A 20,464-nucleotide genomic window follows, 5' to 3' on the forward strand; every position below is an offset into this window, starting at 1 on the left:
TTTGGAGCGCTGCTACGCAGCGGTCCAAACAGTTAAAGCAAATTGGGTAGCCGAGGTCGGACTCGAACCGACACGCCCTTGCGGGCACCGGATTTTGAATCCGGCGCGTCTGCCAGTTCCGCCACTCGGCCAAAGGGGCCTCCTCGGTACTATAGCTTTGCAAAAGGAGCAAGCCTAAACGTCAGACCTAGCTCTGGAGGGCTTTACCTATTGCTTTGTGATGAATGACCCGAGGGTGTATTACTCGGGGCTTCGACAACGATGGACTGCTCTCGCGCCATTTCCTCAAGGAGTTCATGGCACTCGGGCCGGTCGCGAAGATGGGCGAGAAGCTGGGCTGAGACTTCGCTGAATTTTCGCTCAAAGTTAAGCGCTTCACGCACTCGGCCAGCAATTCGTTCACGGCCGGTCGCAAGATCACTCTCAAGCGATTCGCTATAACGTCGCAATTGTTGCCTAAGTTCTTCAATTTGCTTGCGTAGGTCACGTGCTATCGACTCACGTTGGTTGATGCGGTTTTCGCCGTCATGAGCCATGAGCATTACGGCATCCAAATTAGCTTTTGCTGCGCCCAGTTCCTCAAACACTGTTCGAAGCGCTTGCACGTCGTGCTGAGCTCCGCTGTGCTCGAGCTCTTCGACGCGTTTAAGGGCTGTTTTCAAACGTTGTTCTGCGTCCATTTGATTGTGGATTGGAAGACGTTTTTTCTCGGAGGCCGCATCGCGCAGGGCGCGGGATTCTTCGACAGCAAGCTCTTCAACTTTACGACCGATTTCGGCGCGTAGTGCGCGTCCTCGACGTTCAATCGCATCAAGTTTTTGGGAATGACTTGCAAGTTCTCCTTCGAGACGGGAGGCTTTCGCGGCCAGGTCCCACATGGTGTTCATGGCTTCATTGATTTCCGGTGGCGCGCCGCCATTTGCATAACCACGGGCTAGCAAACGACCAAACATGGCAGCACGCGTGCCCCATTCAACAACGCCTGGGCTTGGTGCAGGAGGAGGTGGCGGTGCAGCAATGGGCGTTTCAGACTGGTGGATATCCCAGTGTGCAGGGGGTAAGGCACGTTGTACCGCTTTGAGTTCGTCTTGCAGATGGTGACCATCTCGAAAGCGTTTGGCCGGATCTTTTTCCAGCAAACGCATGATGATGTCCTCAGCCGCTTGAGGGAGATCGGCACGAAGCATGCGTGGAGGCGTCGGTTTGGCGCTTCGCTGCATTTCAAGAAGTGTTTCACGATCGTTGGATCGAAAGGGGAGCTTTCCTGTCACCATCTCATAGAAAAGCACGCCCAGAGAATACAAGTCGCTAAGTGATATAGCATCATCGCCACGTGCTTGTTCGGGTGACATGTACTCTGGTGTTCCAAACACAGCTCCTTTAGGAGCGAGACGTGGGTCTCGTGCCAAAGCCGCCAAACCAAAATCAAGAATCTTCACAAAATCACGGCGTCCACCGCGTACGGTGAGCATGATGTTTTCGCTCTTTAAATCACGGTGAATCACACCGAGATCGTGGGCACGTGCCAGAGCTGCGCACATCTGCTCGATGATATCAACGGCCCGAGCAATGGGCAGTACGCCCCTTGCGCATTCCGAAGCTAAGGAAGCGCCAATTAGGTACTCCATAACGAGATACAGTTCACCGTCTTCGGCTTCGCCGACGTCGTGGATTTCCACAATATGAGCATGGTCCACGCGGTTGGCTGCACGTGCTTCGCGGAGCATCCAAGCTCGCAAGTGCGTCTCACTTTTCAGATCAGGACGTATAAGTTTTAGGGCGACAACGCGTTCAATAAGAACGTGTCTTGCTCGGTAAACGACGCCCATGCCACCTTCACCCAGTCTGGCCTCGATGCGGTATCGTCCGGCAATGACTTTGCCTAGATATGGATCACGTCGTTTTGATGAACTGCGGTTGCTATTGGCAGCCTGCACGATAATAGTCTCCCTGCGTTGGTATATCTTAGCCCAATGATACATGAACTAAAGCAAAGGAACATTCTTTCTGCGATCAATTCACTCCCCTGAAGTAGGAAGATGTATTCCATAGGCGGACGAAACTCGTATTTATCAGGGAACTCTGTACAATAGGGGTAGGACTCGTGGAAGCTCAGACCTTCGGACCATACGCTCTTGAACGTCGACTCGACAGTGGCGGGATGGCGGAAGTTTTTATTGCTAGGCGCACTGGTCCGCATGGTTTTGTTAAACGCATTGCGCTAAAGCGCATCCTTCCTCAATACGCACGAAATCCTGAGTTTATTAAGATGTTTGTCAGCGAGGCTCGATGGGCTGCGCAACTTGAACATCCGAACATTGTCCAGGTTTTCGATTTTGGAGAACAAGACGGGGAATTGTTCTTGGCGATGGAGTTGGTGGACGGCACCAATGTTAATAAACTTTTACGTATTACGAATACGCAGCACGCTGCGATACCCGTCGATATTATCCTGCACATTGTTCATCAATCGGCTCAGGCCTTGGCCTACGCACACCGTGCTTGCGATGAAGCTGGCAAGCCACTTGGTATCGTGCACCGTGACGTGAGTCCGGCTAATCTTCTCATCACGCGCAGTGGCCATGTTAAGCTTAGCGATTTTGGAATTGTTCGAGCGGCGGGTGAAAGCACAGAAGCGGAACCAAAGCAGCTGCGCGGCAAACTAGGGTACATGTCTCCTGAACAGGTTCTCGGAAGCCCTCTCGATTCCAAAAGTGATGTGTTTACGCTGTGTACTGTGTTTGCTGAGCTCTTGATTGCTGAGCCCTTGTTTGGGGTGGGCAGCGATTTAGAAATTTTGCTTCGTATACGTGATGCTGATTTACGTGTGTTGGAACGAAGCCATCGTAAGATTCCCTCGGATGTCATGGACCTTTTGCTGCAGGGTTTAGCAAGGCGTGCAAAAGAGCGAATTGACTCAAACTTCCTGGTACGCGAGCTTTCTCATTTATTGCGCCGACGTGGCGCTGCAAACGGGCCGACTCGATTGGCAAAATATATCGTTCAAGTTGGTTTGGTTGGTGCGACCGGTGATTTTCCAACCATCGATGAGGCGCCTTCGAGACCCACCGAACTTGTGCCGCTGGGCGGGTATGATAACGACGATGAAGATACGGCACGCATGATGCGGCAACTCGATGCGATATCACCAGCCATCTATGAACTAAAGCTTCAGGACGGCCATGAAATGGGTCCAGTTAGTTTTCCCAAGCTTGTCGAACTTATTACGAGCGGAATTGTGGATAGCATGACGCTGGTTGCAAAGCAGGGGACTGGTTTTCGTAAGGCACGTGAGTTCACGGAGATTTCTCGCTTCGTGACTTCTCCAGCATTTCGTTGGGATGCTGAAGAACTTGCCAACGCAACAAAATGGGGTGAGCTCGGCGAAGGAGTTTTGCTCTCTGTGGTCTATCAGCTGCTGAGCAAACGTGAGACAGGCGTACTGCATTTAAGGGATGAGCAACGACGTAAGAAAATCTATTTTGTAGATGGTCGAGCAGACTTTGTTGTATCGACTGACAAAACAGAGCTTTTGGGCGAATATTTAATCACAAACAAGCTTTGTTTGCGGATGGAAATTGAAATGGCTTTGGCGCTGTTGCCGCGTTTCGGTGGTCGCTTGGGTGATGCCTTGGTAGGGCTAAACATCTTGCGTCCGGTGCAGTTGGTGCGTGCGGTAACCGATCAAGTTCGTTCTCGCTTCCTTGAAGCCTTTCGATGGCAGGCAGGTCAGTGGGCCTTTGTTGTCGGCGCGCGCAGCGAAGAAGAGGCCTTTCCGTTGGGGACCGATCCGCATGAGCTTCTTAGGGATGCTTTGTTTCAGGTTCCCGCCACCCAAATCCACTCAACACTTGCGACTGGTGAATTTTCCGGTAAAATGTTGCTTGATTTAGGTGCACTTACCGCTTCGCCTTTTGATTTACCTGACGTTTGGATTAGTGTTTTTCGTGATTTCCAAGAGGCAGCGATAGCAACAGAGGTCATGCAGAGGCATGGACCGAATACAGGTCTTGATGAAGAGACCATAAAACGTGTGGTTTTTTTCGGAGCATCATGTGGATTTCTTCATCCGCAGGCGGCTACGCCTAGCTCAGCCAAGTAGCTGTGTGACAAGTGCAGGCAGTTCGGATGGCTTTTGCGCAATGGCATCGGGCTGGCGCTCGCCAGGGTTTTGTGCATAGCCCCAAGCGCACCAGATGGATTTCGCCTCGGCTTGCCGAGCCATGGAAACATCGCCTTCGCTATCGCCGATCATGACAACCTTGTTTTGAAGTCTATCGATGCCGCAAAGCTTGGCAGCGTGAATCAGCGGTTCAGGGTGGGGTTTGCTGTGGGGGCAAGTATCGCCGCCAACTACGGCATCAAAGAGATGTAAAACACCCAAGGTCTGAAGGAGCTGTCTTGAAATGGCCTCTGGTTTATTGGTGACAACCGCCAAAGTGTAGCGCTTGTGAAGTTGGTTGAGACTTGTTTCAATTCCTGAATAAAGGTGAGTCTGAGTCGCGATATGCTCCGAATAATCGGTGAGATAAGCTAACTTTGCTTTTTCAAATTCGTGCGCGGTGTCCGCGATTTCAGCAAAACAATACAGATACAAGTGCTGCATCCCTTTGCTTAGATGAGGACGAATTGCGTCATTTGATATCGCGGGCAACGCGAACATACGTCGTACACGTCGTACGGCCTCGGTCATGTCGCTGCGGCTATCTTCGAGCGTTCCATCCAGATCAAAAGCGACTAACATTGGCTGCCTCTCGTCTTGTTTCACAGCAACATTGCTTCATACTTTCTGTTGTTGCCTAGCCAAGTCTTCGATACTGCCTTTGCCGTCACCGAGTTCGCTTACTTTACGTGCGCCGCTGCGGGAACCTTTATAGGCAGAAAAATGATTTCCATTGTGACTTCGTACTTCATGAGCTACGCCCGCTGGAATAATTAAAACATCGCCGCCTTCAATCGTGATGGGGTATTCATCAAAATGAAACGTTGTGCAGCCTTCTACGGCACCGCGAATTTCTTCCTCGTCGTGACTATGACGGCTGCGTTCAAACCAAGGATCAATCGTTTGCAAGTCATAGACTTTAAAGCCAAGGTTTTTCATTTCTTGTCCCATGCTCTCAGGCGTGGGGCTTTGCTTGTGAGGCCATTTTATGAGTTTGACGCCGTTCGGAAAAACGTGAATGGGTGCTGTCTTCATGCCCTTTTACTATGCGGCTTTGGTCCATCCGTCAAACCACGCTAGGATGTCGAAAGGCATGACAGTTTTTGACTATTTTCATGTGAATCAGCCTGCTACGGATCACGCTTTGCCGGTGCTTGTTGAGGTTCCGCATGCCGGTTTGGCTTGGCCCGATGCGATCGCTGGAGGCTTTGAAGCGAAGCTTAACAGCATTCAAACTGCGGCGGATCTTTATATGGACCATGCGTGCCGTAGCTTGACTAAGAGTGGTGCCACGGTAGTGACTGCATTGGTTTCAAGAATGATTGTCGATTTTAACCGAAGCGCCGACGATCTAAGCCTTGGTATATTGAAAAGCCAAAGTAAGTTGTCACCGACCTGCTACGGGGTGCTTTGGACACAAGACACGAAAGGCAACGCAGTGCGATCGGTGCCGATGCTTCGTGAAGAGTTTAGGGACTGCTTGGATCGCTTCTACTTTCCTTACCATCGCAATCTGGAAGTGTTACTTGCTCAGATGAAAAGAAAAAGCCGGCAAGTCGTGTTTCTGGCCGTGCATTCGATGCCGAGTTACTCGGCTCCTAAGATGGATGTGGTGCTGGGAAGCCTAAAAGGCAAATCGGGGAACACCGAGCTTTTGTTGCGTTGTGCCGATTGTTGCAAGCTTGGAAGGCTTCGGGTTGGTTTTGATGATCCTTATCAGGGCGGTTTTAGTACACGAGCTTATGGAAAGCCTGAGCAAGGTATGCATGCCATTCAAATCGAGTTTAGCCGGGCGCTCTATATGGACGAGGACTCTTTGCGTCCAAATGAAAAGAGACTTGAGCATATACACTTATTGCTTGCCGATTTGATTGCTACCGCTGCTGACTGGGTTGGGTCTCAAATCGCAGAGGGCGCTTCGGCGATGAGCGAATCCGAAGAGCGTACTTCCATGCGGTAGCAGCTGTTCGCGGTCTGTAGATAGTAAACATCGCCTCCTGCCAAACGAAGGATGCGCTTGACTGGCGTTGTTACGTATTCATGGAGGCCATCGGGAAATTCAATTACCACGACTGTTCCAGCCCGGGGAGGCTGAAGGAGGCGACCAAACACCGCCCGACCAGAGGGGCGGCCAACTTTGCGGAGCACGACGTCCACCTAACAAAAGTAGCATATGGGGCAGCCGTGGCAAAGACAAAGACAAGTTCATAGGCCCTCGGGACTGAATGTATTGGGAAAAAACGTCAATTTGGGGGTTAGCTGCGACGAGAGGGGAATTGTGGGTTGATGTTTTCGAGCTTTGCTTGATTCTCAAGGCTCGAGCCCCGAGGAGGTAAGCCGAAGATCGGGAAAGCTCGAAAAAAGTGCTTGCAGCTGCCAGGGACTGACCAGTTGCCTTGCCTTATCGATGCAAGGCGCATAAATGCTTCGTATGCATCAACTCCCTCGCCAAGGACACATCGAAGTCATTTGTGGTCCTATGTTTAGTGGAAAGAGTGAAACGTTGATCGGGCGTTTGCGACGCAGTTTGATTGCTAAGCAACGTGTCCAAGTGTTCAAACCAAGTGTTGATGATCGCTATGGCGAAGAACGCATTGCAAGTCATTCTGAACTTTGGCTTGAGGCCAAAGCGACGAAGGACTCAACCGATCTTTTAACGCATGTCCTTCCGGAAACCAAAGTTGTGGGCATCGATGAAATTCAGTTCTTCGATGACGATGTTGTGGGTGTGGTTGAGCGGCTTGCAGATCAAGGAAAGCGTGTGGTGGTTGCGGGCTTGGATTTGGACTACAGTGCTAAGCCCTTTTCGATCGTTGCTGAGCTCTTAGCCCGAGCGGAATTTGTCACCAAGACCCTAGCGGTTTGCATTCAGTGTGGTGATGTTGCCTCGCGTTCGCAGCGTTTGATTGCCTCGGCAAATCGCGTTGTTATCGGGGCGAAAGATGCTTACGAGGCGCGCTGTCGGCACTGCCATGACCCCCGAGCTGAAGTCACTACCGCTCAGTTGTTTCCAGATTCTGAACCGTTAAGCAATTGAAAGCGAAACGAAGTACGGAGGCTTCGGTAGGGCAGAGAAGGTTTCACTTTCGTTAGTGTCCTGCGAAGGCATGCCAGCAAACTTGGTCCGTCTAAGCGTTTTTGACCTTCCCGAACCACGCCGCGTAGCTTAATACTCGTTGGCTTTCCTTCTTCGTAGTGGATGCGTAAATCTGCTTCGCCCACGGAGGGCTTGAATGCGCCGCATTGAGGGAGCTTTGCGATGTGCTGCCATACCGTTTCTTCAAATGCGAGATCGCGTGAGCAGCTGCTGTTTGTTACTGCATCTTTAAGTTTGCAGTCCAAGTACGCAATCCGACCTTCTTCCATGTGCAGTGACGATTCTGTTGCTCCAGCGAGCGCTTCGGTTTGAGTTTGCGCTTCTTGCTTAGGTGGGCTTGATTCTTCAGCCGGTGTTTCGTGTCGTTCTGCTGTTTTGTTTACGTCCACCGCAGAGTCTTCGGTGGACGATACCTCTGATGGGGAGGCACTGCTAAGCCATGCACTTGCTGTGAGACCAAGGCTAAAAGATAGGGTCACGACACTAACTAGCTTGCCATAGTGGATGCGACTTCTCTGAGACTCTGTTATACCCTGACGCATAGGTGGTTTATACCAATTTAAAATGGAGTGTCGTGTTTTGCGTTCTTTATTCTTTTCGTGCACCGTCGGTTTAGGCATCTTTTGCGGCGGTCTGTTGAGTTGCTCGGGTGATGATTTAGGGCGTTGCAATCTCAGTGAGGCCCAAACTTGGGTGTATGATGAAAACGGCACGCCGGCTACTGGTGGTCAGGCGCTGATCTATTCGTCGTGTGGACGCGGCTCTTTTTGTCACTCCGCTAAGGCAGAGGGTTCAGCTCGCTTTGGTGTGCCCGCAGGACTGAACTTCGATATCCAAGCTATTACGGATCCTGGCAGCGCCGAAGAAGCAACAGCTATCTTGCGGAGCGGGTTCTCAAAACTTTATGAATACCGTTTCCAAAACTGGGCATGGATCAAAGATGGAACGATGCCGCCGGGTAAAGTTGGCCGCGACTTACTCGCGGATGCGCCACGTTTTATATACGATGACGGAAGTTCATTGCCTGCTTTCGATACAGCGGAGGGCAAAGAAGCCGTTCGCAATTGGTTTGCGTGTGCGCCGCCTCTTCCAATCGTTGAGCGAACCAGTCCGCATCCCGATGTGAACTACATTGGCTTTGGTGACGTGGTCTCTCCCAAGAAAATCGATGCTCCCGATCCGAAGTGGGCCTCGATCTATCCGGTTTTAACGCGCACCGGTTGCAACAGTTTTCAATGTCACGATGATGAAAGCAAAGTCGCAGGTTTGGATCTTTCAAGCCAAGAGTTGGCGTATGCATCCCTCGTTGATCAAGCTGCAGCTGACGGAACGTCAGGTGCAGAGTGCGGTAATTCAGGGCTTCTCGTTGTAAAACCGGGCGATGCTGATGCCTCTTTGCTGGTGCAGAAGCTGGAAAACACGCAAAACTGTGGCTCAAGCATGCCGCTGGATGGGCCATTACTTAGTCCCATCTTTGTGAATCCCATTCGAGATTGGATTAATGCAGGAGCCCTCGACAACTAGCGGCTCACGGTTTAGACCGGCCGAGTGATGCAATCTGTACGTAAAAGTTTGATGGAAGCCCTCGAACAAGGTGCTTTGGTGTTTGATGGCGCGATGGGGACCGTGTTTTACGAGCGAGGCGTCCTCTATACGGTAAGCTTTGATGAGCTTTGCGTATCGCGGCCAGAACTCGTTCGAAAGGTCCATGCCGAGTATCTTGAAGCGGGTGCTCAGGTTTTGCAGACCAACACTTTTGGAGCGAATCGCTATCGGCTTGCAACGCACAGCCTGACCGACAAAGTAGCGGCTATCAATGAAGCTGCTGTGAAGCTTGCTAGAGAAGTTGCTCAGGACCGAGCCTATGTTGTGGGTTCGGTAGGTCCAACTGGCCTGGCGTTTAAGACGGTGGATCCCAGCGAGCATGCAAGTATTCAAGAGGCTTTTTCTGAGCAATGTCAGGCGCTTTGCAAGGCTGGTGTTGATGCGTTGATTCTTGAAACGTTTAGACATCCTGAGGAAGCCGCTCTAGCGCTTGCTGCGGCAAAGTCAGCCGCAGGATCTGCTACACCCGTGATTGCGCAAGTCTCCTTCGATGCCTTCGGAACGATGGCTGATGGTACGGGGCCCGAAGAGATGGCAAAAAGGCTGATCAAATGGGGTGCCAACGCGATTGGAGTAAACTGCGCGGATGGTCCTGCCGGGGTCTACGAAATGGCTACGCGTATGTTGGGCCTGGGCGTCCCCGTGGTTGCGCAACCCAACGCAGGCTTGCCGCGTCGTGTGGAAGGACGTTTTGCTTATATGGCAACGCCTGAATATTTTTTGCTTTATGCCAGACGTCTGTTTAAGGCAGGGGTTTCGGCTGTTGGCGGTTGCTGCGGAACGACGCCTGAGCATATCCAAAAGATTATTGCTGCGGCCCGTATGGTTGGCGGGAGCGATCACCCGGAGCTCGGTGGCGGCATGCGTGACTTTTCCGACGTTCAAGAAAGTGCAGCACCAGGTGTCCGTGTTCTTAGTCTTGAGGAAAAGGGCGAACTTGGGAAAAAGCTCAACAAAAAGTTTGTCGTATCGGTCGAAGTTAATCCACCGCCGGGGCTTAGCCTGCAAAAAGCTCTTGATGGGGTAAAGATACTTAAAGAAGGCGGCATTGATGTGATCAATGTCGCTGAAAATGCACGCGCCACGATGCGTATGGGCAACCTTGCTTTGTGTCTACGCATTCAAGAACAGTTTGGCATGCCAACGTTGATGCATCTGACCACTCGCGATCGCAACTTGCTGGGTCTGGTTTCGCACTTGCTGGCTGTGCACGAGCTTGGCGTTCGCAATCTCGTGGTGATTACTGGTGATCCACCAAAGATGGGTGATTTACCGGACGCCACGAGCGTCTATGATTTGGATTCGATTGGCCTGTTGCGGTTAATCCGTGGGTTCAATCATGGCTTTGATCCCGGAGGCAAACCGCTTGGTGGCGCAACCAGCTTTTTGTGCGCCACTGGAGCAGAACCCGGTGCGGCTGATTACGCAAGAGAAACGCGTCGCTTGCGGAGCAAAGCTGAAGCCGGTGCAGAGCTTATTATGACTCAGCCTGTCTACGATCCCGAGTATCTGGAACGCTTTCTAAAAGATGTGGAGCCCTTGGGGGTCCCAGTGCTTGTGGGCCTGTTGCCTTTGGCGAGTTATCGAAACGCTGAGTTTCTGCACAACGAAGTTCCTGGGATGCAAGTGCCTCTTGTGATTCGCGAACGCATGCGCAAAGCCGGCAGCGGCCCCGAAGGCCGTAAAGAAGGCATCGCTATTGCTCGTGAAATGTTAGCTGCCGTCAAAGATCGCGTCGCAGGTGCGTATATTATGCCCCCCTTCTCACGCTACGAAAGTGCGCTTGAAGTGATCGATGGTCTGGTTGATTAATTGGTCTTAGTTTCAGCTTTCTATGCGACCCTTTAAGATCCAATCGATGACCAAATCCAGTAATTCTGCATCGCTTGCCTGATCCAGCTCGTCAAGCATTTCGATGTGGCGTGCAAGGTCGACAGCGTTATCATCATACAACTGGTTAATTATGTCGCGCAAATCGGTAGGCAGTTCGAGAAGCGCTTCAAAAATGAGTTGGATTTCTGCGTTGCTTAGGCTTGCTTCCTTCACAAAGCTGATGCGCAAAGGCGAGCAGCGTCGTTTTTGCGCGACGCTTAGTATCCAGTAACGAATCAAGTTCTGAGCAAGCAGCATGCCCCAAAGCTCTTGTTTGACACCCTCAGGTTTCTTTGACCGCAAGGTGGACGTGGCATCCAGCAGATGTGTTTTCATGTCATCATAACCAAGTTCAATCTCCCAGCGCTGCCGGTATAGCTTTGTCATGTGCGAGCGAGGATAAAGCTTCGGGTCCACAAGCGAGGTCAACAACCACATCTGTTTGCCCGTCTTAGGATGACGCAGCCAAAGTGCTCGACACTGCTGCCACAAGACTTGTGAAAAAAGCGCACGAGGCGCTACCGGCTGGCTGCAGAGTGCAGCACCTATGGTGGCTACTTTGGACCGAATGCGTGCTGGTCTGCTGATTACAAAGGAGAGTTTGCGCTTTCAAACCACCGCCTTTACTACCCGCTGACGATTTGCGATGTCAGAAGCCGTTATCTGCTCAAGTGCAAATCACTGCCTCATACGCGTACGCACAAGGCGAAAAAGGTCTTCGAAAAAGCTTTTTGTGAGTATAGCTTGCCGGATGTGATTCGCACGGATAACGGCGCACCTTTCGCTAGCCTCGCTCGTGCATGGCTAAGCGAACTGAGTATCTGGTGGCTACGTTTGGGCATTCGGCCGCATCGTATCGATCTAGGACGGCCCACCCAACAAGGACGCCATCCATGAACGTATTCATAAAATCTTGCTGAATGAGTGCTCCTTTGCAATGAGTCATACCGAGCAGCAGCTTCTCTTCAATCGTTTCATGCACATCTATAACACCGAGCTACCTCATAAATCACTGAGCGATAAAGTACCCGCGGACATCTACGCTTCATCGAGCAAACGCTATCCCAGAAAAGACAAAGACCCCGAGTATCCCGATGACTTTTTCCTCGAGCGCGTCGATAAGCGAGGTGGCATTCGCTTTGCAGCGAACCACGGAATGCTCAGCCCGCTTTTAGCTGGCCAAATCATTGGCCTAAAGTGCATCGAACAACGCAGTTTTGACCTCTTCTTCGGAACAGTCTATCTAGGAGAGCTAACCCACAAAGGATTCAAACCGCTCAGACACAAATCATCAACATAAACCCCAATTCTGTTACCCATCAGGGTTTACGCTTTTGTAACCCATCAGCTTTCTGTGCACATATTTGTAGCCCAAGGTAGGCCAAATGACCCCATCTACGGGTTTTGGGATGGGACAGACGCGAGAAGTGTACTGCGGAAATATTGTGTATGTCGATTGATTTTACAGCAGAAGATGTTTCGTATTGCTAAAAACGCTGCTGGTATGGTCTTTGCAGAGTCGTAGAGTGTTTGTCGATAATCCATGATGCGCCTAAACCATTTTGTATACTTTTCCCTACCTGCTTGTCTTTATTTTACAGCATGCTCGGTAGCTGGTGATTCCACCGTTGAAGGTGACGAGGGTGCACTCGTCGGAGGTAGCATCGCCAAAGACAATGAGTTTACTTCAATACTCAATATCTCCGGTGTGTGTAGTGGAGTGAAGCTTTCCGATCATAGGTTGTTGACCGCGGCGCATTGTGTCACCGAAAAATCGTTGTCAGAGACTTTTGGGGCGAATCTTGCTGAAGGATATAAGCCAGGCGCCATCGAGTACATGACTGCTCAGCATGATCTAAACCGTGCAGATGTCCCATGGTCTAAGATGACTATCGTCAATACATTTCTTCCGCTCTGGTGGAAGGAAGAATGTCAAGATGGATGTACCGTTGATGACTATATTAGTCGCGCGCCTGACCTTGCAGTTATTCAAACTGTGGAAGAATTGCCGGGTAGAGCCGCTGAGCTTGATTCCAGCGCTGTTAATCCAGGAGACGAAGTCATCATTACCGGTATGGGTTGCGAAGGCGATCCCAATAGTGTTGATGAATATGGTCGACCGATTCGTCGGCTCAAATTTGGCATGTCCAAGGTCATCCGCGATGAACGTTACATACCTTCAGTCTATGAGGGCTACATACAAACCAATGGCTCGACCAACGATGCGTCCGCTCCACTGCTATGCCCAGGCGATTCAGGTGCGGGCGTATTCCGTTATGATCCTGCTGATCCTTCGCGTGAGCAGCTCATTGGTATCAACTCGACGTTTCCTTATGATGGCAAAGTCAACCTTCATACGCGTTTATCTGCAACGAGTGCCTATGGTGTTGCTCAGTGGTTGGAATCGATGCTGAATCCGCCACCGATCAGACCCATGTGAGGATAACTGGGGCCACATAGCTTTTCTTTTTAGCCAAGGATCAGTCGACTTCGAATCGGCGGCTTTGGCAAGCGCCCTCATGATAAGTAGAAGCTAAACTATCTACTGAGAAAGGAAGGCTATGCCAGATCAAGCGAGCGTCTCTCATGTTTTGTTGATGTATACTGGATCGATGCGGTCTTTACCGAAACGCCTTCGGTTACCATTTCGTGCAGCGCACACCCTAACGCTCAAGCACTTACGAACTATTTGGCGTGAAAAACGGTCTGAGCACTGGCTGCTTGACTGCCCGTTGAAAAATCCAGACCGAGTTGTTCAAAAATGCTTGGGCAGTCCGAGTCGTCAAACTCAGACATGCAACCTGGGGCTCCATATGCATTTTTGAGATCGGTTTCGGCCATGAGTGCTGCATAGTCAAACACAATGGTATTTTTGGAGGGGTCGAAGCCATGGAGTTCAATGTGAGCAAGGTTTTCATGAGAGCAGCTCTTGACCTCACCTTCTTCGGGCCATCCTGTGCACCCTGTACTTCCCAGGTGAAATGGAAAAACAACTGGATTCCCGTCGGTGACACCCACTTCAATTCGTGCGAATTTATAACCATCGAGCCAACTCCAAAACATGGAAGTCAAACTTAGCGGGGGCGGAGCATTCGAAAGGTCAATGTGGTTGTGCACGAAAGGAACTCCGAATTTAAACGAGATTCCGTCATAGTTCCCTTCGGGAACGTCGAGCTCAACAACAGTGTTGAGATCTGGGTTTCCACTTTCACAAAGACCTGTTCCGTCTTCAAAATCAAGCAGGACTAGATTGTCGTATTGCCATTTGCTGTTTTCATTGAGTGTCACATCAGTGTGATGGCCGTCAGTATCAATGAGCTGAATGTCATTTATGTAGAAACGAAAATCAGCAAATTCAACAGTCGCCTGGCTAAGACCCACGTCGTGATAAACACTTCCGCATTGGATAGCTTTTCCTGAAACCTCGGCTGAGAACTGCAAAGAAAGGTGGGTTACAGCTCCCTCCGTAGACTGGGGCTCGTTTGGGGAACTTGTCGGTGAGTCAGGATCGCTTTGTGAACAAGCTATAGAGAACAAAGCTACGACCAAACAGATGTTGTACAAAAAGCGCTCAAGGCGAAACGGCACTGCAATCTCCATGATCTCGAAGAGCAAGTATCTCGAAATCCGAGCCTGCGAAGTTCTTAGCTTGCACAAGCATGATGAGACAGCTTATGCCGCTCTGCCCTGAGTTTTTCAAGCTTTGAAGTACCTGTGCAGATGATGTGCCGTCTTGAGAGCTCTCGAGGTTAACTTGCAGGTTTACAGAAAAAGGCATGCTGCTCATCGCAGAGTGCATGGGATTACCGTCCGGCAAGTTAATGTCAGCATGTGCCATATTCACATAGTCGATGACGGTGCCATTGGCTAATATTTCATCTGGCATATCTGATTGCCAGATCGCAGTGACACAGGATTGTACTCCTTTAAAACCTTCAGCAACGGGCCACTGTATCTCATAGGGCCAGAAGCGTGCGCAGGCATGGTTAACGGTGGGCTCTTCGGGTGCAGGCTCGAGCTCTTCAGGGACAGTCGGTGAGTCGTCGATTAAACTATCAGTCGGCATCGTGTTGCTTTGTGGATCAAAGCTGCATTCTGCCACTTTGCTTTCTGGGAGTTGGAGCAGGGCTGCAAGCGGTGTAACCTCAACGTTATCAGGCCCATGCCCGTAACGAAATACCGCTCGTTCAAACACTTGAATGCCCTCGCCAGTGCCACAGGCAAATTCCTGGCTACGGCAAAACGGCGACATCGGGCGGCCCCAACGCATCAAAGCAGAGCTATAGATGCAATCGCGGTCATTGGGGCCACATTCACCTGTTGGAAAGTCGATACCGTTGCTTTTCCAAAGATCGAGGAAAGCTTTATAAATCCCAAAAGTAAAAGGCTGATCAATATGGTAGGGAGATTCCGTAAACTCACTTGAATAGTTTGATGGGTCAGTTTCACATTCATACAATGCACCGTTTGCGTAGGAGCTTTCGATAGCCGGCAGGTTGTCCGGGTCAAACAGATTAACAAGCCCGCCAATCACACCCGTACGTGGACGTCTTAGATATTCGTCAAAATCGCCATCGTTACGGCCGATGGCTTTGAGATCTTGAACCGAGCGTAGGCCGATCATGCCACCCATTTGAAGCGCTAGCCACTGTGCTCCTGTTCGCGTCAACATGACTTTATAAGGCTCTTCATGGCCAGGTTGATACTCCAGCTGGCCGTAAGGGAGTCTAAGGGTAATGATCTCCGGGCCCCAATCCCATGATCCGTCGTGAGCCCACGGCAAACTCTGTAGAGCGAGCCAGGCATTGTGCTCAACCTTTTTGCACGCCGGAAGGCGCCTTGAGATAGTGTGATCGTTTCAGGAAGGAATCGAATGCGAGTAGCGCATCGTTCAAGTAGTGCGAATCAACTCCGTCTATCAAACATCCGGCGTTAAGACCGTCGTTTACCGAGTTAATTTCATTATCATTCGACTGGTTTATTGCCGTGCAGGATCCTAACCAGAGCAACGCAACCGTGTGGCAAAAAGGCATGAATAATTTCATAAACACGGGTCTATACTGCAAGTAGTTAGTGATGGGCATGCGGCATTTCGTCGCATGGCTGATGGTCTAGTGCAGCGAACTTTTGTGTCTGGAAGAGAAAGTTAGGAGTTATGGAAGTGAACGAGGTCAAGGGGCTAAGGGTGCTTGAAGAAGAAAGTCGGCATTTGAACAAATGCTGGACATTGATACGCCAAAAGATTTTGACTTACAAAGAGGGAATAGCCGGAAAAGCCGCAGGTAGCTGGTGGATGCCGTGCCTGTCGCCAGTCCTTGCAGCATCGTTGCTCTTTGGCATGAGCGGCCAGCACGCCGTGGTAGCGCAAAAGATGAGACCGCGGCGGCGGCACCAAGGCGCAGAGGCTGGTTGTCAAATCAAGCGGCTCAAACACCACCGCTTCGGTCCCGTCCGCCTATTGTCGCTTGAGTATATAGATGAGCTTGCCATAGCGATAGCGACGCAGGTGTTTGGTGGCCACAGGCGGCCTGGACAAGTAGGGGCACAATCGGGTGCGAGCACGCTTGTCTTGGGCATCGATGCGGCTGTCGGAAGCCCATCGGCCACAATCTCCAGTGAATAACACCAAAAATAGTACGATACGCCAACAAGACAGACGTCCCTAAAATGTCGCATAAAACATATATGTTGTAAAAATACAATTTTAATGTCCACTGCAGGACTCGCCATGGTAAACTGAATCGCAAGCTCAAACCTAGCTTTGCCAGTGGGATCGAGGCGATCAGCTGTCTAAGCAAGCAGTAAAAGTCCGGGTAGAGTCACGGGAAACCTTCGGGATCAAGGGTGAGATAACGCGAAAACCGTGCACATTGGACGAACTCCATGAACATCCACGACGATGCGCTGCACTCATGCCAAAGGACCCCAGTGGGGTCGCCGCAGACCCAGACGCCTTGCCTTGGTTGGATAAAAAGACATGCATTTCAAGGGGTAGTGTTGGCACGTGCTTTGCAGTGATCAGGAAATGTCCATCCCAGCACCGAGGAGAGCCATGAAATTATCAGATTTGCAAACCGGCCTATCTGCAGCCGTGCCCTTGGCCACGGCTTTGTTATGGAGCGCTTGCGCTATGGATGCCAGTGATCAGCAGCTGAGCACCGATCAGGGGGCCAGTGAAGCCAACCAGCAGGCTTTTTATGCGAACTTCGACTTGGCGTTTGAGTCGGATGGCGTTGTAGCGCCTACTGTTGACAACTTCCGGCTGGATTTTATTTTTGAAAAGAGCTCAACGGATGGGAATATTCAATATATTGTACGCGTCGAGCGCGTAATCGATCGTGATGTCATTGCATCTTTTGAGTTAGTAGCCGAGCCAATTGACGGCAAACCGGAACAACCTTCCCGGAGTTACCGAATGAGACCGCTCCAGGCAGCAGGAGTCGACTTTTTTGCTGACTTGCCCATGCTTGAAAATCCCATTGAATGTTTTTCCTATCCGAATGGCGATGCCAAGCAAGTTCCCTGTGAAGATGGTGCGGTCGACATGAAAGTTACTGTGACTGCCGCATCCGAAGAGACTGCCTTGTTGTCTGAAGGTAGTTCGATTGAGCTTGAAACGGCCATCACGTTACCCCATGCGAGCGAGCAGTCTGCGCAAACGTATAAAGCGATATCAACAAGCACACTTCATTTGGCCAACACCATTGAACCAAAGCCTTGAGCAGCTTTGCTTGAATGGTTAGGGAAACCACCGAGCAGATTAAATACTTTTACGTCATTCTAACAAGTTTTTCCCGAGCAGCGTGGAATCTTCCTGCAGTCCCATTAGGGCAAGAACCGTCGGAGCCAGGTCCAAAATGTGGCTGCCCGTTTTGCAGACGAATTGGCGTCGTCGCCGCCACCTAGGTGCCAACCTGGGGTACCTGCGTGGCCATCATGCGGTAGACATCGAGCCTCTGCTCAACGCGGCAAAAATCAAATGAACCAAAGCTGAAGGTCTTTCGCCAAAGCTCGGCCTGGTATGCAAAATTACGCTGGCCCAGGTGTATTTCGTCACGGTCTGCCCAGGTTCATCATAGCGGATGTCTGTATTGGGTAAGCGCAACCCTATCATGTCGGAACTGCCCAGAGATATCCCATCTTGTGGACTATATTCAAACTCTGCATCGATATGCGCGCACGGAATCCGATCCGTCGGACCTATCTCCAGAGGCGGATACCAATCCAGGACGGCGGCGTCCAAATAGTCATCCGGATCGAGCGGTGTAACATCCGGTTGTCCATTTTCGTCCGTGCTCATTGTGGAAAGAACCACGCTTAGTCCCATCGACTCCAAGGTACCGCCCAACTCCATTTCTTGCTCGAGTGCTGGGATACAAGCATTGATAAATGTATTTTTTTCCAGAAGACATTGATAACTCTTCGCATCGTCTTGCCATGTTTCAATATCTTGACACGGCGCTTGCTCATACACCTGTTCGCAAATCCATTTTTTACTATCCATGAACTCCGGATTACGAATGACAGCACCCATTTGATTTTCAATCGAGTTATCCTCCGCGCCGCTCACGGCACAGGCTCCGACGTGAAGCAAAGATAGACTTTACAGTGCAACAAGAATCAAATTAGAGACATACGTCATCGCCCTCTAATCAACGCAAGAAGCGATCCATGTAAACACTTGACCACTTGTGGTTGTAGGGATGACTGAAAACAACATCGCTTTTTCGATAAACAGACTTGCTCGGAGGGTACTTTCGAACGATCCAAGGACTTGACTGAAAAGCTCTGAGGTCAACGCTTGGACAGCGGAGTCGTCCGACGAATTTCTTGTCCCCACATACTTTTGCCCAACCTTTTTTGTAAGCTTCGTACTCGGTCGTAGTCTGGTTGCTTCGAGCGCTTCTCGTGAGCTTTCTTAGTGGCTAACTTTTAACCGCGACTGAGCAATTACCATACGTAGATCGTCCGCAGTTACCTAACGCGAAACAACACTTCTACGAGCGGGCCCGAATTTAAACATCGGCCAGTCACTCAAAATGGCGCCATCTGGCAAATCCCAAGCGTAGACTTTGTCGGAAAAAGCCACCATCTCAAGATATCCGTCACCATCTAAGTCGCCCACAGCAGGGGTATTCAGCAGCAACGCTCCAGTAGTGTAGACAGGGCCATCGTTACTCGGTGATTTCGTCAACTGGCTACCATTTCCATCAATGATGTGAACAAACCAACCGCTTGAAACAACAATTTTCCATATCGGCGTCACAATCATAGTCGGCGAGAACAAAACTTCGCGGAACATCGTAATTGCCAATATTGCCAGCTTCATCACGCGGAACCATGGGAAACCCACTCACAGCAATCCCATTGAGATGCCAAGCGTAGACTTTTCCATCCTGTGTACCCATCACTACATCGACTTGCCCATCTCCAGTGATATCTCCCAGAACCGGAGAGGCAGACGGCGCACCTGATGTGGGCTTTCCTCCAGTCCAACCCGAAAGCGTCATCCCGTGCTGATCTACTGCATTCACCAAAAAACCTAGGGTTGGATGGTCGGGACTTGCGATATTATAAAAGCTTCCGCTTCCAAAAAAGATCGAAGTTGAACTATTTTGCTGGAGCAATGCTGGAGAGGACTGAATGATCTCAAAATAGTAACGTGGAAACCCTGATAATCGAATACCATTGTCATCGACTCCATAGATAGATCCGCCACAATAACCAGCTGACCAGCCACCGGGCAACTGGTACGGACAAGACCAAGCTCCTCGCCACCTACCTCGAAGTTGCCTTCGTCAGTACCTATAAATACCTCAAGTTTTTGGTCACCATCGCTATCGGCCAGCGCCGGGGAGCTCCATATCGAATCGGCGAGAAGATTCGTCAAACTTGGTATCTTATCCACATGTGCGCTAGCCGGCGGAAAACCGGAAACCATCACACCGTTGTGATGCCAAGCATAAATGCGCTTATCAAAACCACCGACGACAATTTCCATGTCCCCATCATTGTCGATGTCGCCCAATGCTGGTGTTCCATAAATCGGATCAGCGCACCCTGAAGGTGGAATGCCCTCATCTACAGCAAGCTTGGGCCAACCTGATTTCAACACCCCATTGTCCTCAAGTACAATCACTCCCCCGCGATGGCAGGTCGATGCTTCAGATTTGCCGACACCCACAACGATTTCAGCTTTTCCATCCTTATCAATATCAGCAGCCGCTGGAGACGATTCAATGGATTCGCTGCCCGCTGCCAGACCAAAGGCGGTCGCGGTGTCGTAGCTCCACAACAAACTCCCACTAGCATTCAATGCTACGATATGACCAGCATTGGTAGCGATCACCACTTCAAGTGTCCCGTTACCATCAAGGTCAACGATGAGTGGCGATGATGAGTTGCATGCATAGCTTGAAGGGTTTCCAGGACACGCCCTTAACCATGTGGTTGGTACGGTGTACGACCATTTGGCATTGACGTTACCCAACGGAATCTGTGGCGTAACCGGACACATAAAAGGCTCAGAAGGCCACGGTGAGTTGTCGGCATCCAAAACATCCGATGCCCCGTCGGTAGCCAAGTTATCCATTGCTCCATCACCTAGACTCGCGTCGTCCAACTTCCCAGAAATATTGCCCGAACCACAGGAATTGATGAGCAACGAAAAAAATACAAATGCCGAGCATCTCATAATCAAACAACCCTATCGTGGTACGGGGTTCTTC

General features: G+C 50.6%; 22 protein-coding genes and 1 tRNA gene. 9 read left to right on the top strand and 14 right to left on the bottom strand.

Features of this window, described 5'->3' with window-relative positions; genetic code table 11:
• Positions 1-47: 47 nt before the first annotated feature.
• Positions 48-131, bottom strand: a tRNA-Leu gene (locus IPJ88_06920).
• Positions 132-203: 72 nt separating this feature from the next.
• Entirely contained in the window at positions 204-1,937 is a 1,734-nt protein-coding gene (locus IPJ88_06925; protein ID QQR91453.1) for a protein kinase, read from the bottom strand.
• A gap of 167 nt (positions 1,938-2,104) precedes the next feature.
• On the opposite strand from IPJ88_06925, the gene IPJ88_06930 reads away from it, so the two are divergent.
• Positions 2,105-4,102, top strand: a complete 1,998-nt coding sequence (locus IPJ88_06930; GenBank protein ID QQR91454.1) for a protein kinase — start codon at positions 2,105-2,107, stop codon at positions 4,100-4,102.
• On the opposite strand, the gene IPJ88_06935 is transcribed toward IPJ88_06930, so the two are convergent.
• Both IPJ88_06935 and IPJ88_06940 read right to left on the bottom strand, forming a co-directional pair.
• A complete protein-coding gene (locus tag IPJ88_06935) occupies positions 4,091-4,744 on the bottom strand; it encodes an HAD-IA family hydrolase (protein ID QQR91455.1) in 654 nt (217 codons plus the stop codon). The two genes, IPJ88_06930 and IPJ88_06935, sit on opposite strands and share 12 nt — an antisense overlap.
• 36 nt (positions 4,745-4,780) lie before the next feature.
• Positions 4,781-5,197 (bottom strand): cupin domain-containing protein, encoded by a 417-nt coding sequence (locus IPJ88_06940; GenBank protein QQR91456.1) that lies wholly within the window; start codon positions 5,195-5,197, stop codon positions 4,781-4,783.
• A gap of 58 nt (positions 5,198-5,255) precedes the next feature.
• Here IPJ88_06940 and IPJ88_06945 point away from each other — a divergent pair, with 58 nt between their 5' ends.
• Both IPJ88_06945 and IPJ88_06950 read left to right on the top strand, forming a co-directional pair.
• Positions 5,256-6,122: an N-formylglutamate amidohydrolase gene (locus IPJ88_06945; GenBank protein ID QQR91457.1), complete on the top strand. Its 867-nt coding sequence runs from the start codon at positions 5,256-5,258 to the stop codon at positions 6,120-6,122.
• Positions 6,123-6,593: 471 nt separating this feature from the next.
• Positions 6,594-7,199, top strand: a complete 606-nt coding sequence (locus IPJ88_06950) for a thymidine kinase (GenBank protein QQR91981.1) — start codon at positions 6,594-6,596, stop codon at positions 7,197-7,199.
• On the opposite strand, the gene IPJ88_06955 is transcribed toward IPJ88_06950, so the two are convergent.
• The gene (locus IPJ88_06955; protein QQR91458.1) at positions 7,163-7,738 is read right to left on the bottom strand and encodes a hypothetical protein; all 576 of its coding nucleotides are present in this window, start codon (positions 7,736-7,738) and stop codon (positions 7,163-7,165) included. The genes IPJ88_06950 and IPJ88_06955 overlap by 37 nt on opposite strands.
• A gap of 100 nt (positions 7,739-7,838) precedes the next feature.
• Here IPJ88_06955 and IPJ88_06960 point away from each other — a divergent pair, with 100 nt between their 5' ends.
• Together IPJ88_06960 and IPJ88_06965 are read left to right on the top strand one after the other, a co-directional pair.
• Positions 7,839-8,783 (top strand): hypothetical protein, encoded by a 945-nt coding sequence (locus tag IPJ88_06960; protein QQR91459.1) that lies wholly within the window; start codon positions 7,839-7,841, stop codon positions 8,781-8,783.
• Between the two features lie 27 nt (positions 8,784-8,810).
• Entirely contained in the window at positions 8,811-10,676 is a 1,866-nt protein-coding gene (locus tag IPJ88_06965) for a bifunctional homocysteine S-methyltransferase/methylenetetrahydrofolate reductase (protein ID QQR91982.1), read from the top strand.
• 12 nt (positions 10,677-10,688) lie between these two features.
• On the opposite strand, the gene IPJ88_06970 is transcribed toward IPJ88_06965, so the two are convergent.
• The gene (locus IPJ88_06970; GenBank protein QQR91460.1) at positions 10,689-11,174 is read right to left on the bottom strand and encodes a transposase; all 486 of its coding nucleotides are present in this window, start codon (positions 11,172-11,174) and stop codon (positions 10,689-10,691) included.
• An 87-nt stretch (positions 11,175-11,261) separates the two neighbouring features.
• Here IPJ88_06970 and IPJ88_06975 point away from each other — a divergent pair, with 87 nt between their 5' ends.
• From IPJ88_06975 to IPJ88_06985, 3 genes are all read left to right on the top strand, one after another.
• Positions 11,262-11,633, top strand: coding sequence for a transposase family protein (locus IPJ88_06975; GenBank protein ID QQR91983.1), 372 nt, complete (start codon positions 11,262-11,264; stop codon positions 11,631-11,633).
• Positions 11,626-12,036, top strand: a complete 411-nt coding sequence (locus IPJ88_06980; protein QQR91984.1) for a hypothetical protein — start codon at positions 11,626-11,628, stop codon at positions 12,034-12,036. Before IPJ88_06975 ends, IPJ88_06980 begins: the two co-directional genes overlap by 8 nt.
• Positions 12,037-12,279: 243 nt before the next feature.
• Positions 12,280-13,176, top strand: coding sequence for a trypsin-like serine protease (locus IPJ88_06985; protein QQR91461.1), 897 nt, complete (start codon positions 12,280-12,282; stop codon positions 13,174-13,176).
• Positions 13,177-13,421: 245 nt separating this feature from the next.
• Here the strand turns inward: IPJ88_06985 and IPJ88_06990 are convergent, their stop codons facing one another.
• The 5 genes from IPJ88_06990 to IPJ88_07010 all read right to left on the bottom strand — a co-directional run bounded on the left by IPJ88_06990 (position 13,422) and on the right by IPJ88_07010 (position 16,365).
• Complete coding sequence (locus IPJ88_06990) at positions 13,422-14,336, bottom strand: metallo-mystery pair system four-Cys motif protein (GenBank protein ID QQR91462.1); 915 nt, start codon at positions 14,334-14,336, stop codon at positions 13,422-13,424.
• Positions 14,308-15,408, bottom strand: a complete 1,101-nt coding sequence (locus tag IPJ88_06995) for a hypothetical protein (protein ID QQR91463.1) — start codon at positions 15,406-15,408, stop codon at positions 14,308-14,310. Before IPJ88_06995 ends, IPJ88_06990 begins: the two co-directional genes overlap by 29 nt.
• A 139-nt stretch (positions 15,409-15,547) precedes the next feature.
• The gene (locus IPJ88_07000; GenBank protein ID QQR91464.1) at positions 15,548-15,781 is read right to left on the bottom strand and encodes a hypothetical protein; all 234 of its coding nucleotides are present in this window, start codon (positions 15,779-15,781) and stop codon (positions 15,548-15,550) included.
• Between the two features lie 134 nt (positions 15,782-15,915).
• Entirely contained in the window at positions 15,916-16,173 is a 258-nt protein-coding gene (locus IPJ88_07005; GenBank protein QQR91465.1) for a transposase, read from the bottom strand.
• An 18-nt stretch (positions 16,174-16,191) separates the two neighbouring features.
• Complete coding sequence (locus IPJ88_07010; GenBank protein QQR91466.1) at positions 16,192-16,365, bottom strand: transposase; 174 nt, start codon at positions 16,363-16,365, stop codon at positions 16,192-16,194.
• Between the two features lie 423 nt (positions 16,366-16,788).
• Between IPJ88_07010 and IPJ88_07015 the strand changes: the two genes are divergently transcribed.
• Positions 16,789-17,457, top strand: a complete 669-nt coding sequence (locus tag IPJ88_07015; GenBank protein ID QQR91467.1) for a hypothetical protein — start codon at positions 16,789-16,791, stop codon at positions 17,455-17,457.
• 213 nt (positions 17,458-17,670) lie between these two features.
• Here the strand turns inward: IPJ88_07015 and IPJ88_07020 are convergent, their stop codons facing one another.
• The 3 genes from IPJ88_07020 to IPJ88_07030 all read right to left on the bottom strand — a co-directional run bounded on the left by IPJ88_07020 (position 17,671) and on the right by IPJ88_07030 (position 20,430).
• Positions 17,671-18,306, bottom strand: a complete 636-nt coding sequence (locus IPJ88_07020) for a hypothetical protein (protein ID QQR91468.1) — start codon at positions 18,304-18,306, stop codon at positions 17,671-17,673.
• A gap of 408 nt (positions 18,307-18,714) precedes the next feature.
• The gene (locus IPJ88_07025) at positions 18,715-19,065 is read right to left on the bottom strand and encodes a hypothetical protein (GenBank protein QQR91469.1); all 351 of its coding nucleotides are present in this window, start codon (positions 19,063-19,065) and stop codon (positions 18,715-18,717) included.
• A gap of 213 nt (positions 19,066-19,278) precedes the next feature.
• Entirely contained in the window at positions 19,279-20,430 is a 1,152-nt protein-coding gene (locus IPJ88_07030) for a VCBS repeat-containing protein (protein ID QQR91470.1), read from the bottom strand.
• Positions 20,431-20,464 lie beyond the last annotated feature (34 nt).

This window comes from Myxococcales bacterium, from assembly GCA_016699535.1.
Classification (GTDB): domain Bacteria; phylum Myxococcota_A; class Polyangia; order Polyangiales.

What these genes read in the sequence shown, in the direction of transcription:
- IPJ88_07025 (QQR91469.1), bottom strand. Translation starts at nt 19,065, where the DNA reads ATGAAGCTGGCAATATTGGCAATTACGATGTTCCGCGAAGTTTTGTTC.
- IPJ88_06995 (QQR91463.1), bottom strand. Translation starts at nt 15,408, where the DNA reads ATGTTGACGCGAACAGGAGCACAGTGGCTAGCGCTTCAAATGGGTGGC.
- IPJ88_06950 (QQR91981.1), top strand. Translation starts at nt 6,594, where the DNA reads ATGCATCAACTCCCTCGCCAAGGACACATCGAAGTCATTTGTGGTCCT.
- IPJ88_06985 (QQR91461.1), top strand. Translation starts at nt 12,280, where the DNA reads ATGATGCGCCTAAACCATTTTGTATACTTTTCCCTACCTGCTTGTCTT.
- IPJ88_06945 (QQR91457.1), top strand. Translation starts at nt 5,256, where the DNA reads ATGACAGTTTTTGACTATTTTCATGTGAATCAGCCTGCTACGGATCAC.
- IPJ88_06965 (QQR91982.1), top strand. Translation starts at nt 8,811, where the DNA reads ATGCAATCTGTACGTAAAAGTTTGATGGAAGCCCTCGAACAAGGTGCT.
- IPJ88_06935 (QQR91455.1), bottom strand. Translation starts at nt 4,744, where the DNA reads ATGTTAGTCGCTTTTGATCTGGATGGAACGCTCGAAGATAGCCGCAGC.
- IPJ88_07030 (QQR91470.1), bottom strand. Translation starts at nt 20,430, where the DNA reads ATGAGATGCTCGGCATTTGTATTTTTTTCGTTGCTCATCAATTCCTGT.
- IPJ88_06990 (QQR91462.1), bottom strand. Translation starts at nt 14,336, where the DNA reads ATGGAGATTGCAGTGCCGTTTCGCCTTGAGCGCTTTTTGTACAACATC.
- IPJ88_07000 (QQR91464.1), bottom strand. Translation starts at nt 15,781, where the DNA reads ATGAAATTATTCATGCCTTTTTGCCACACGGTTGCGTTGCTCTGGTTA.
- IPJ88_06970 (QQR91460.1), bottom strand. Translation starts at nt 11,174, where the DNA reads ATGTGGTTGTTGACCTCGCTTGTGGACCCGAAGCTTTATCCTCGCTCG.
- IPJ88_07015 (QQR91467.1), top strand. Translation starts at nt 16,789, where the DNA reads ATGAAATTATCAGATTTGCAAACCGGCCTATCTGCAGCCGTGCCCTTG.
- IPJ88_06940 (QQR91456.1), bottom strand. Translation starts at nt 5,197, where the DNA reads ATGAAGACAGCACCCATTCACGTTTTTCCGAACGGCGTCAAACTCATA.